General features: G+C 44.5%; 13 protein-coding genes and 1 tRNA gene. 3 read left to right on the top strand and 11 right to left on the bottom strand.

Annotated features, from left to right (window positions below; all coding sequences use genetic code 11):
* Positions 1-7 precede the first annotated feature (7 nt).
* Positions 8-463 (bottom strand): hypothetical protein, encoded by a 456-nt coding sequence (locus tag AUJ82_04360; GenBank protein ID OIO59794.1) that lies wholly within the window; start codon positions 461-463, stop codon positions 8-10.
* 136 nt (positions 464-599) lie between these two features.
* On the opposite strand from AUJ82_04360, the gene AUJ82_04365 reads away from it, so the two are divergent.
* Positions 600-1139 carry a GNAT family N-acetyltransferase gene (locus AUJ82_04365; protein ID OIO59795.1) on the top strand — a complete coding sequence of 180 codons (540 nt, stop codon included), beginning with the start codon at positions 600-602 and terminating at the stop codon, positions 1137-1139.
* 7 nt (positions 1140-1146) lie between these two features.
* Here AUJ82_04365 and AUJ82_04370 read toward each other — a convergent pair whose 3' ends face one another.
* From AUJ82_04370 to AUJ82_04405, 8 genes are all read right to left on the bottom strand, one after another.
* Positions 1147-2115, bottom strand: a complete 969-nt coding sequence (locus AUJ82_04370) for a hypothetical protein (protein OIO59796.1) — start codon at positions 2113-2115, stop codon at positions 1147-1149.
* Between the two features lie 2 nt (positions 2116-2117).
* Entirely contained in the window at positions 2118-2897 is a 780-nt protein-coding gene (locus AUJ82_04375) for an ABC transporter ATP-binding protein (protein OIO59797.1), read from the bottom strand.
* An 11-nt stretch (positions 2898-2908) separates the two neighbouring features.
* A complete protein-coding gene (locus tag AUJ82_04380; GenBank protein ID OIO59798.1) occupies positions 2909-3664 on the bottom strand; it encodes a hypothetical protein in 756 nt (251 codons plus the stop codon).
* A gap of 29 nt (positions 3665-3693) precedes the next feature.
* Positions 3694-5145 (bottom strand): hypothetical protein, encoded by a 1452-nt coding sequence (locus tag AUJ82_04385; GenBank protein OIO59799.1) that lies wholly within the window; start codon positions 5143-5145, stop codon positions 3694-3696.
* Positions 5146-5220: 75 nt separating this feature from the next.
* On the bottom strand, positions 5221-6741 hold the full coding sequence (locus AUJ82_04390; GenBank protein ID OIO59800.1) for a hypothetical protein: 1521 nt from the start codon (positions 6739-6741) through the stop codon (positions 5221-5223).
* Position 6742: 1 nt separating this feature from the next.
* Entirely contained in the window at positions 6743-7516 is a 774-nt protein-coding gene (gene glnQ / locus AUJ82_04395; GenBank protein ID OIO59801.1) for a glutamine ABC transporter ATP-binding protein, read from the bottom strand.
* A gap of 85 nt (positions 7517-7601) precedes the next feature.
* Positions 7602-8201: a penicillin-binding protein activator LpoB gene (locus AUJ82_04400; GenBank protein ID OIO59802.1), complete on the bottom strand. Its 600-nt coding sequence runs from the start codon at positions 8199-8201 to the stop codon at positions 7602-7604.
* Between the two features lie 12 nt (positions 8202-8213).
* Complete coding sequence (locus AUJ82_04405) at positions 8214-8678, bottom strand: hypothetical protein (GenBank protein OIO59803.1); 465 nt, start codon at positions 8676-8678, stop codon at positions 8214-8216.
* A 72-nt stretch (positions 8679-8750) separates the two neighbouring features.
* Between AUJ82_04405 and AUJ82_04410 the strand changes: the two genes are divergently transcribed.
* Both AUJ82_04410 and AUJ82_04415 read left to right on the top strand, forming a co-directional pair.
* On the top strand, positions 8751-10166 hold the full coding sequence (locus AUJ82_04410) for an aminodeoxychorismate synthase, component I (GenBank protein OIO59804.1): 1416 nt from the start codon (positions 8751-8753) through the stop codon (positions 10164-10166).
* Positions 10147-10794, top strand: coding sequence for a hypothetical protein (locus AUJ82_04415; GenBank protein ID OIO59805.1), 648 nt, complete (start codon positions 10147-10149; stop codon positions 10792-10794). Before AUJ82_04410 ends, AUJ82_04415 begins: the two co-directional genes overlap by 20 nt.
* Here AUJ82_04415 and AUJ82_04420 read toward each other — a convergent pair.
* Together AUJ82_04420 and AUJ82_04425 are read right to left on the bottom strand one after the other, a co-directional pair.
* Positions 10787-12172 (bottom strand): hypothetical protein, encoded by a 1386-nt coding sequence (locus AUJ82_04420; protein ID OIO59806.1) that lies wholly within the window; start codon positions 12170-12172, stop codon positions 10787-10789. The two genes, AUJ82_04415 and AUJ82_04420, sit on opposite strands and share 8 nt — an antisense overlap.
* Positions 12173-12624: 452 nt before the next feature.
* Positions 12625-12701: transfer RNA gene (locus tag AUJ82_04425), tRNA-Met, on the bottom strand.
* Positions 12702-12769 lie beyond the last annotated feature (68 nt).

Consider the following 12769-nt stretch of genomic DNA (forward strand, 5'->3'; position numbering starts at 1 on the left):
CGTTATATTAGCTCTTCAGCTCAACAACGCACTGTATCTCAACGGTGGCATCCTTAGGCAAACCCGCAACCGCGACCGCAGCCCTCGCATGCTTACCTGCCTCGCCAAACAGGGAGCCTAGAAGATCTGAAGCACCATTTAAAACGGCAGGGCTATCCGCAAAACCGGCCACGCCGTTCACAAAGCCATTCACCAAAACCCAACGGTTCACCTTATCCAAAGATCCCGCAGCAGACTTCACCACCGCAATCGCATTCAACGCACACATCTTAGCAGCTTCATAAGCCTGCTCAACCGTCTGCGTCTCGCCCACTTTCCCTGTATGCGTAATTTTGCCATCCATAACGGGGAGTGTTCCCGCTAAATACAAAACATTGCCCACTCGCGTATAAGGCAAGTAATTTCCTGCCGGAGCGGGAACTGAAGGTAATGTTAAGCCCATTTCTTTAAGTCTGTCTTCCATGCCCGTCTATATAATATATAACAACCCCAAAACGCAACCTTCCTCTTCTCGAAGTGTCTTTTCAAATCCACTTCAATGAATGACAACTATTGACAAAAAACAGCTCGAACTTATCCTTAACTCACTAGCAATCAACATGAAAGTAATCGAAACAGAAAGGCTTATCTTGCGCACATGGGCCGCCCATGATGCCGATGCCTACTTCCGCATTAATCAAGATCCCAGGGTATATGAGTTCCTGCTAGGCCCGATAACGAGAGAGCAAGTGAATGCATTTATCGAAAGCAGCATCCAATCCTTTAATGATCATCGTTTTTGCCTTTTCGCCGTAGCGCTCAAGGAAAATAATGCATTAATCGGATTCATCGGTCTTTCTATCCCCAAATTTGAGGCTCATTTCACCCCTTGTGTCGAAATCGGGTGGCGCCTGAGCTCACAACACTGGGGTAAGGGGTATGCGACAGAGGGCGCAAGGGCGGTACTCGATTACGGGTTCAATACGATTGGCCTAGGCGAAATCGTTGCGTTCACGGTTCCCGCAAACAAGCGATCTATCCAAGTCATGGAAAAGCTCAGCATGAAGCGAGACTTGGATGGTGATTTTCCCCACCCACTGGTCACCGAAGGCCACCCGCTGTCACACCATGTGCTATACAAGGTAAGCAAAAATTCTTAAACAATGCCTAGAACAAAGCATTCGCAGCAACCCCCACAGCCGTAATCGGTCCTGCGTTTTCTATACTATCCACAGCACCTTCTACTTTTGTCATGACGGCTTCTGCGCGTACATATAGGTCGTCACTACTAATAAGTCTTCCCAGGGTACTAGTGTCACTGTTTAGTTTTTCACTAAACTGTTCTAGATTGGCAACCGTTTCGCGAACTTGTTCCGCCATTTCAGGGTTATTTAACAGCTCTGAAAGCGCGCCGTCGCCTGAATTAATCTTATCCACAATTTCCCGCGCGTCAGCCATAAATTGACTTGTATTTTCTGCAGCGGCAACCAGTTGAGTGTGCAACGTATCCGAATTCACCAGCATACCCAAGGTGCCTTGGCCATCATTAATTTTCTCTGTAATAGACTCTAAATTCCCCAATGTCTTAGTCAGTTTATCCGCATTTTCGTCCACAAGGGTATTCAGGTTTTTGACAAGCTTGCCCATGCCGGTATCTTCATCCATTCCTCCCGTGAAGGAACTGAGAAAATCGTCCAATTTTTTCGCAATCCCCCCTACTTCCTCCATCACATCGTTAAAATCTAATGTCGCTTTGGTCTTTATAGTGGCGTCTTTTTTTAAATACGTTTTATCCTCTCCGGCAAGAATTGCTACGTAGTTATTGCCTAAAAGACCGGCTGTGGTAATCGTAGCAACGGAATCACTCGGTATTTTGATCTCCGGCTCAATCATTAAAACTGCAATCGCGGTGCCATTTTTTAAATAAGCTTCTGTAACCGCCCCAATACTCACTCCAGCAAGGCGTACATCAGCGCCTACTTTTATTTGCTTGAGATCTTCAAACGGAGCCACAACTTCGTAACCGTGTTTCGAATACAAAGAAGCCTCTGAAAGCGTTTCATAAACGACCCATATCAGGACAAGGCCAAATACAAAAAATAAACCAACTCGTATGCTTTGGGTAATTGCTGCCATAATTATATATTTTCTTTAAAGCGAGGGTTCGCTAAATCAATCTTTGGGTTTAAAAATTCTTTTACAATAGGATCGTCCAGTTCCTTTAAAGCCTTAGGGGTATCAATGGCTATTATTTTGCCATCATACAAAACAGCAACTCGGTCAGCGATAGCAAAAGCTAAATCGCGATCATGGGATACCACAACACTCGTAACGTGTATCTTCTCATTCAACGTGGCTATAATTTCAGAGATCGTTGCCGCCATAATAGGGTCCAGCTCAGAAGTAGGCTCATCATACAATAAAAGCTGAGGTTTCATCATGAGAGCTCTCGCAATCGAAACACGCTTTTTCATGCCGCCAGAAAGCTCTGAGGGAAATTTGTTAGCTGCTTGCTCCAAGGATAGCATCTTTAGGGTTTCCATCACTTCATTATCCAACGCTTTCCCAGAAAGCAGCCGGTGCTCGCGCGGATAAAGCGCCAGGTTATCAAAGACAGACATCGAGTTAAATAAAGCGCCTGCCTGAAATACAATGCCTGTAACCACGTTAACGTGGGTCGACTTCAAGGAAGCATCTAATTTATTTATAAGCACTGATCCCGTATCCGGTTTCTCCAAACCTATAATTGCTTTCAACAAAACGGACTTACCGGAACCGCTAGGCCCCATAATCACAAAGGTCTCTCCCGCCTTCACCGAAAATGAAATATCAAACAATACTTGCTGATCACCATAGCTCTTATTGAGCCCTTCGACAACGATAGGCACTGCTTGCTGATCTTCTTTATAGTTTACCATTTCCGTTTATTCTAAATTTGAGCCCTTGTGATGAAATAGTCTAAGAACAGTATGGCGATCATAGAGAAAACGACCCCGCGGGTAACCGCTGTACCAATCTCTCGTGGCCCCCCTTTAGTCAATAATCCTTCATTACAACAAATCAGTGCCACAACACCGCCAAAGATCTCTGCTTTTACAAGGCCATCTTGCACGCTTTTAAAATCAACAAACTCTTTCAGACCCTGCCAGTACGTTTCAGGCTCCAAGCTAATAAAGCCAACGTACTCACTCACCCACATACCGCCAAACCAACCGATAATAATCGAGAAAATGGTCAACACTGGCATCATGAGCAAAGTAGCTACAATACGTGGAAGCACTAAAATTTTTTCCGGTGGAATGTTCATCGTGGTCAATGCATCCACTTCTTGGTAAACTTTCATGGACGCTAACTCCGCGGTAATAGCGGATCCTACGCGTCCCGCCAAGAGAAAGGATGTCATCACGGGCCCTAATTCACGGCACATGGAAAGCCCCACAATACTCCCCAAATAGGCCTGAGCACCACTTAAATTCTGTAAGCTGTAACCGGATTGTAGCGCTAATACGCCGCCAATGAACAAGCTCAATATACCTACAATGAAGAGCGTCTTATATCCAATATGAAAGCAATGCTCCATTACCCTGGCAAACTGTCTCGGGAGGCTTGGCAAATACTTCAGCGAAGTTAATAGCAAAATAACTATGCTTCCGGTACGATCCAATGCTGCAAGAATGGGGTTCATATAAGGCTTTTTACCATGCTAAGTTTTTTTTAGGTGTTTCTCCATAACAATTTCAGTCTTTTTTTGCCATTTTTTTTCTCATATCCGATCAACCCTTTAAATAGTTGAAAGGACTCGCCTTCCGCGTCTTTCCTGGTCTCAAAAATAGGCCCAAAGCTAAACTTGGCATGTGTTTCTGTTGATTCATAAATTATAAGGTTAAACAAAAAACCGCGATACAGATCTCCATTCGGTTTTTCTTGATAACGGTAAAGGGCAAAAAGCGGCGTATAGGCTTCTCGGACTGTCCTGTTCCCGGGGAAGAAAACTTCAAAGGGGCTTAAAAACTGAAATTGTTTTTCCCCTGCGCCATTATCCCAATAACTATAAAGGGGCCACACGTGCGTCTTTTCCGCGGGGGCTAGCTCAGGGTTCGCAATACTGTGCTGCTTTTCTCGCCACACTAAAAAGAATAGTAATTGTTGCCGATCAATCCTAAGGCCGCGTTCGTTCCACTGCGTCTGTTTCATTAAGGGCCACAAAAACCACTGCTTTTCACGATCTTTGAGCTTCGAATACGCATAAAAGGGTAATGCTTGCGTAATATGCCGCTCTTTACCGCGCGCCTTTATCACAAGGGGCCACAGGAATTGATCTTCTACATAAGTAGGTTCTTCTTTACCTTCTATATGGCTAAAAAAGGGCCATATCCAGGTAAGGCTGTCCTTCTTCGGTCCGGTCTCTAATGCGTAAAAGGGGAGAACCGCTTGGCGCAACTTCGGGGTATTAGAATCTAAATCATCTCGATAACTATATATAAATGGCCATCCGCCAAACTGGTGGTCGTACTTGCCTTGTTTATAAAAGTGGCCAACAAGGGGCCAAGCTGCCCCGCCTCCGGTCTGTGGCGTAGCGCCTTCTTGCCATCTTATAAAGGGCCAGGGGAAACTATATCGTTTTTGGTCTTCGTTCTCCACTTGCAATGAAACAGGGAAAAAGGCCCAGCTAATCTTATCCGCACCAAAGTAATTACGTACATTCCCTGAAACCGGAAATACGCCGTGGTAAGAGGTATCTGGGTTATCCGTCTGTTGTGCGAAATATACGGGAAATATGTTAAAGCGCTGGCTCTTGACCTTCCCATCATACCACGTCTTATCAAAGGTCATCAGGCTAAAAACATCCCAGCGCAAATTATGCTCTTCGTAATAATAATTCCACAAGGGGTACAAATAGTGCGCTTCCTGTCCTCCAACGGCCGGGTTATCAAAAATGGCTGTACCGGGACGTAATGCGCGTATCCCTTTTTGTTGCTCCAGAAAGGGTCCTGCCATCTGCAGGCGTTTCCAATCCCCTGTCTGGTCATCTGTTTCAAGGACACGTACCGGCCATCCGTTGTCCCATTCCGCATAGCTAATACTATTCCCTGGAATAAATAGGGTAAAAATACCTATTAAAATTCCTTTACAAAAAAGGGTCTTCAGGGATTTCTTATGGGTCAAAATAATATTAAAGGCTTCAGGCTATCAGTATTTTATAAATTTTAGAAGTCTATTTGTGCCAAACAAGAGGTCTTCTCAATACCGCTTCAAGCGTCGCCGATCCATAGACAATTTCTTCTCTGCCCAGCGTCCCAATTGTGCGAAGGGGAAGCCGATCAAGAAGTATATACCGGCAACCAATATTCCAATCCCAAAATAGTCATAGTAAACGGCAGCCAACTGCGTATACGCATAGGTTAAATCAACAATCGTAATTACTGAAACCAGCGCGGAGTCTTTTAGGAGTGAAATAAAATCATTCGTAATGGGTGGAATCACCGTACGCACGGCTTGCGGAAGCACAACAAATCGTAAGCTCTGCCAGTGGGTCATCCCTAAAGCTCGTGCTGCTTCCATCTGCCCTTGCGGTACAGATCTAATGCCGGCTCTGTAATTTTCTGCCTCAAAGGCCGCGTAATTAAGGCCCAATCCCAAGATACCCGCGACAAAGGAGTCTAGCTTGATTCCGATCGCCGGCAGCCCGTAAAAGATAAAGTAAAGTTGTATCAACAGGGGTGTCCCGCGAATAATCTCTATATAAATGTAGGCAATCCCGCTAAATATCTTGTGACCATAAATCCGCACAATTGCCAAAAAGAGTCCAAAAAACATCGCAAATATCATCGATATCACAGACAACTTAATCGTCATCCACGCACCTTTTCCCAATACAGGCAAAAAGCTCAAATAGCGTTTCTTTAGATCTTTCTCCACCAAATTGTAGCGGACCATTTCTTTAAACGCTTCATAAGCCGTGGGCTCTGTATCAGAAACACTATAATCTTCCAGATAATTCGCCATCATGGGGTTCCACATATTCCACCGCTCATAGATTTCGCGCAATTTACCTGTTTCTATCAAACGCGCAATCGCTGCGTTCACTTCTGCCAAGAGTTCCGTATTTTTTTTATTAATAGCAACGCCGTACACTAACCGGCCAATCGGTTCGGGCAGTATGCGAACTCCTTTCATTGGCTCCGCATAATAAAGTGCAATCGGGGCATCAAACAACACCGCATCAATTCGACCATAGATCAAGTCATACAGAAGGCTCATTTCATAATCATACTGCTTGATTTCGATACCTTGCTCTTCTTTTAAAATATTTACCGCACCTGTATTGCGCAGGGCGCCAACAACTTTTCCTTTACAGTCATTTAAATCATTTATCTCCTCTTCACCGTCCAAAACGACTAGCTGCAAATACGTCACATAATAGGGCGTTGAAAAATTAACCACCTCTTCACGCGCTGACGTAATCTCTTGCGCATCAACGACCGCATCGTAAAGCCCTCTTTGCAAGCCCGGAATTAACCCGTTCCATTGCACTTCCGTAAACACGGCTTCTTTACCCAATTCTTTCGCGATTGCATTGGCAAGATCCCATTCCACGCCATTCACTTTATCATGATCAGCGGCATCTCTAAAAACACTTGGTGCCCCGTTTTCCGCATCTCCCGCCCAGCGAAATAGCATAGGATCCGCGGCAATCTCTGCCCCAAAAGCACTCATCACTGAGACCACCAAACAAAAGAATATATAAAAGTACTTCTTCATATTACAGATACTTCTTCAGGAATCGCCTGGTACGCTCGTCTTGGGGCGAAACAAATATTTCGTCTTCATCAGATATTTCAACAATTTCCCCGTCTTCCATATAAATAATGTAGTCGGACGCGTCTTGCGCAAAGGCCATTTCATGGGTAACAACTATCTGTGTCATCCCTTCTTCGTCAATCGCCCGCATTACCTGTAGCACTTCTTCCACTAATTCAGGGTCAAGGGAGGACGTTGGCTCATCATACAGCATCACTTTAGGCATCATCGCCAATGCTCTCGCGATCGCCGCTCGCTGTTGCTGCCCGCCGGACAAGCTATAGGGATACCGGCTCGCAAAGTTCTTCAGGCCTACTTTTTCCAGCAAACGAATCGCGTTATCCACAGCAACTGCTTTTGTCTGCTTTTTAACAACCATCGGAGACAATATAATATTCTCCAATATCGTCATATGGGGAAATAAATTTAGCCCCTGAAAGACCATTCCCACTTGTTCCCTCAAATCATGCGCGGTGTTGTGAAAGGTGCTACTTAATCGGTCATATTGCTTATCCCGCTGCAGCGTTAACCCCGCTATCGAAATGCGCCCGGAATCCATCACTTCCAGGCAATTCAAACAACGTAAAAAGGTAGACTTGCCGCATCCCGATGGGCCGATGATAGAGACCAGGTCCCCTTCTTCCACATCAACGCTTACCCGATTGAGCACCAAGTCGTCGTCATAACTTTTACATAAATCTTTAACGGATATGAGCGGTTGTTCCTTGTGCGCCATTATCGGATTTTTGGTATATATTTAACTCAACGCTATGTGTGGACCATAAAATATCTTTTTCTAGAAGATCTTTCCCTGCTAGGCTTTACCTACCAAACGTACTTCGTGTCTGTTGCTTTGTGATCGGTACTTCATCAGACCACTCAATCACACCCGTTTGTATGTTTGTCAAAATCAAGTTAAATTTATACGACTTGCGTAACACTTTGCTGTTACGTTCTACATAGGATACAATAGAACCAGTCACCATATACTCCGCACCATACTGCTTGCCGATGTCAGCTTTGTTATTAGGATCAACCATACCGCTGTAGTTTTGGTACTCAAGCTCTTCCTTTTGATCCGCACGGGTTACTTTATCCGTAAAACGGAACTTCCCGGAGCGTATTAGCTGCGTGCGAATAGTATCGGTAATAGACTCTGTGTCAATGTGCTGATCTGTCTTATTACGTATACGGTCAACCACCACCAACGGTCTGCGGTCTTGCGTGATCGCTACCGTAGCGGGTGAAATAAGCATCGAGTCCACCATGTCATTAGCGACAAAGTTCACGTCAGAAAAACTAAAATCCGTCGTTAACGGCGTCGCGCTCACCGGCTCCGCGTAATCAACTTTTGTTGTCTTACAGCCCGTAAGCCCTATGAAAACCATCCCTGCTATCGCAATCCATATTTGTTTTTTCATATTATCTTTATACTAGTTTAATTTTTTACGAATAGAAACACGAAAAGATTGTGCCTGCGTTGTCTTGGGAACAACCGTCACCGTCTTGAAAACTTTTCCGTCCATAGGCAAGGGTGACCACCCAAGCGCTTGGCCTTCTAGCTCTTTGCCAGACGCGTCAAACCAAGATGCTCGGTATTCTAAAAGAACTGGCTTTCGGTTAGACCCCATTAGCCCAACTTGCACTTGCCTTATCCCGCCAACCGTAGCACCGTTAACCGATACAACTTGAAAACCGTATTTAGAGGAAAGATTACCGTTAATAGTAACCGCTAAATTGCCTTTCGCGGGAAAAGAACCTTCAATCGCGACACCTGATATATAGCCCAACTCCTGTACGCTTACGCCATTATACGTCTTTAATCCTCTGTCTAAAGTACACCCGTTAGCGAGAAAAAGTGTGGCTATCAAAATAAGCGAAAGTTGTATGTGTCTCATAATATTTTCTACAAAAATGAAAGATATCAGAAAAGTTTGCTTATTTCTTCTCTTTTAATCAAGCTTTTTCCCATGCTTGTCGAAAGAATCGATCATTTTGATACACAAGAGCTTTTCAATCGTTTCGCTCATCGTAACTATGCCTTTTTCTTGGATAGTGGTAGGGGCTATGGTGACTTGGGTAAATTCTCGTTCATCGGGTGCGATCCTTTTCTCGTATTTAAGTCAAAAGGCAATAAACTTTCAATCACCACGACTGGGGATTCCGCTTCGCCTAACACTTCCAATGGCGCTCCTTTAGATACGCTACGTCTTCTGCTGCGTGAATATGCCGTTATCAACGAAAGCGACTTTCCTTTTATCGGTGGCGCTGTCGGCTTCTTCGGCTACGAGCTTTGCCATCAATTAGAAAAATTACCGCATACAACAACAGATGATCGCAACATAGAGGATCTACAGCTCGGTTTTTATGATGGTATCATTGCCATCGATCATGTCAAAAATGAGGCCTACGCCATCACACTTGGTCTCTCTATGCCCGCAGAAGAGCGTATGGCAGAGCTCTTAGCTATTGTAAATGAGGATATTGTGCTTCCACTTCCTAGCTTAAGCAAGCAAGCCGACTTTCAACCGGACATGTCCCAATTTGAGGCTAGCTTGTCTCCCGCCGAACACCACAGCGCCGTCAATAAGATCAAGGACTATATCGCCGCTGGAGATGCCTACGAGGTCAACTTAACCCTGCGTTTTGAGTGCGCTTTGCTCGATAATCCGATTAATATCTACAATCACCTGCGTCAAATAAACCCGGCTCCGTTTAGCGCTTTCCTTGGCTTTGATGATCTTCAGGTTCTCTCCGCTTCTCCGGAGCTTTTTCTTAAAAAACAGAGCCAATACATCGAAACGCGGCCGATTAAGGGCACTCGCCCACGGGGCAAGAATGAGGCCGAGGATCTCCGTCTGCGCGAGGAGCTCCTCCAAAGCGAAAAGGACAAAGCTGAGCTCCTCATGATTGTAGACTTGGCCAGAAACGACCTCGGGCGTGTCTGCGAGTATGGCTCCGTTAAGGAAGAAAACGTCTTTGCCGTCAGTGCCTTTCCTTCCGTATTCCATTTAGATGCAACCATCAGCGGCACGCTCCGTCCAAGGTTAGATATAGTAGACGCGCTCAAAGCAGCTTTCCCTGGTGGCTCCATCACCGGCGCTCCTAAAATCAGATCCATGGAAATCATAGATGAAATAGAGCCCACCCAGCGCGACATCTACACAGGCGCGATCGGCTACATCGGCTTTGATGGAAACGCTTGCCTAAACATCGCCATACGCACCATCATCTGCAAAAACGAAAAGGCTTATTTTCACGTCGGCGGTGCCATCGTATGGGACTCCTCTCCAGAGGACGAATACCAAGAAGCCCTCCACAAGGGTCGCCTGCTCGCCAAAGCCCTCCAATACACACAACAGGAAGATGCTTGCCTCGTCCGATAAAAACCTGGGCTTATTCGAAACGCTTAAGGTCACAAACAGCAAACCCGTATTCTTCCAAGAGCACTGGGATCGCTTCGCACACAGCTGCTCAACCCTTGGCCTACACTGCCCGCTTAGCTACTCAGAACTAGAAGCGCAATGCACACAAAATCTCCCCACAGAGGGCTTCCTCAAGTACACCCTTCTAAACAACAAACTAACAATCGAAACCGGCCCCCCTCGCTACACACCCGCAGACTTCAAACGCGGCTTCCGCCTAACGTTTTCAAACACCCCACGCCCCACAACTGATCGGCTCTACAAATTTAAAACCACCTGCTACGACTTCACCGAACGCCACAAAGCCCAACAGGCCGGCTTTGACGATTGCATCTTCCTCACCCCCGAAGGTTACATCACCGAAACCAGCATAGCCAACATCTTCTTCCGTATCGGCAAAACCCTCTACACCCCTTCCCTAGACTGCCCCATCCTCCCCGGCATCATCCGTGCGAAAATCATAGAAAGGGAAGAAAATGTCGTGGAAGGTCTTTTCAAAAGGGAAATACTTCTCGATGCAGACGAAATCTTCTTAACGAATTCGTTAATGGGGGCGATGGAGGTTAGGGAGGTTAAATCAGTCATATAACTTCCTGTGGAGGCTCACTTTCCTCGGCAATAATGTCATCTTCAATCAATACTTTTTTTAAGTGGTAAAACTCATACCAAGGAGACCCCCTCGAAGACTTTTCTTTACTCACATTCTCCGCAAAATTACACCAAAGCGCATTATGGTCCTCAACGCTTAACTCTTTCGATCGCTGATACAACTTTACAAGAAGCATATCTATATTCCCAGTAGAATATACATGGTCATCAAAGCCAACAATAACTGCTCTTACGTCTTCTGCGTCAAGCAATTCTATATATGGAAATAAACACTTATTCCCATTACTACGAATACTCTCCCATGATGTTGATTCCTTCATTAACTCTATCACCAAGCTCTTAAATCCTACCCAAACAACAATTGATAAAACTTCTATCCGTTCTTTATATTCAAAGCTCTTCACCCTAGCGCTCAAAGCATCCTTAATCTCAGGCACCCCGGAATCAGAATATTCAACCCCTTCAAAACAACGTATCATCTCCTCTGCCGAAAGCTTCTTTATGCGGTCACAAATAAGAATTTTCACCGATCCTTCCAATCCTTCGTATGATTTTGGATAAAGATTAAAAAACGCAAAGACATGCTTAAACCAAAATCGCTCAGCATCCATCAAAAGCAGACACAATTTTTCTTTAATAGTAACCCGAAGAATATCAGGCTTTTTGCCTTCAATAGCCTTCAGTACAATCAGTATCCTTTTAAGTTTTGTGTTCTCCAACTCCAAATCACTCTTAAAAAGCGTTTTTAAAATTACTATACATAAATTTCGAAATACAGAATCCTTGGCACGTCCTAATCGGTGGTTAGATTTTAAAAGTTCGATTGCGCTTTCTTCATCATCCGGAAGTTTTTCGATATCATTTAAAATTTTTTCTATTAACATCTTGCCCTGAACAGGTTCCAATATTAGCAAATATTTACAAGCGGCTACCATATGCGCTCGAACATTTTCGGGAGTAACCTTAAAATGTTCCCCTTCGTTTTGAAACGTAGGGTGAACACAAATATTTCTGTCATCCTTTAACCGCTCCAAATACGTTCGCTCCAGCGGGGTTATTATTTCCAATTTGTCACAGGCATCCGTCAGCAACTCGTTTTCAAACTTCTGCATGCTCATTTTATCAGTTATTTTAATCTGATCCAACTCTTTAGCCAATTTTTGCGCGCGCTCATCCCCGCTATCACTCAATTCTTTAATTTTCTCCATGATATCAATGCACACCGCAACCCAAGTTGTTGTTAAAGCTGCTCGGTAGGCTCCTGCACGATAAGCAGTAATTGCTTCACACATATATTCTTTAGAAAATGAACTTCTAATTCGTCCTGCCAATTCATCTAAATCAGTAAGATGGTACATCGATCTATCTCCTTATGTTTATTTCCGAGCAACTCACGTTTTCTCAATATCCATACCATGCTCGTCCAAACCAATGTAATACGATTTTGCTCAGAAATCAAATAACGCAACTAGATTCAAGCCCACGAAGTTGAATCGATACTGTTTGCAGTAGTTTGCATATTCCCCAATCCACCAATTGGACATCACACACCCCAAAACTACCTACCCTTAAACCCGTTACTTATTTCACTTGACTTTTCCCATTCGGCTAGGGTATAATCCTTTATTGCCAAAAAATGCTTGCAGCATGTCCCAATAAAGGATTATACCCTAGCCGAATTTTTAAAAAAAACTTAAAGCATTAAAACGCCACATCCGTTTTCCCAAAAGAAAGCTATTTTTGTTTTCGTTACTAACACAACATCCGTGCACAAAAAAAGCCGTTTCGATAAAAAACTGCTTTTTAAAATTGGGTGCAGGGCTCGGATTTGAACCGGGGACCTTCAGGTTATGAGCCTGACGAGCTACCAGGCTGCTCCACCCTGCATCAACTTGATTGAGACAATCTCGGCTAGAGAAGCAAGAAAATCATAACCTTCTTTAAATAAGCAACTT

It is taken from the genome of Verrucomicrobia bacterium CG1_02_43_26 (assembly GCA_001872735.1).
Lineage (GTDB): Bacteria > Verrucomicrobiota > Verrucomicrobiia > Opitutales > CG1-02-43-26 > CG1-02-43-26.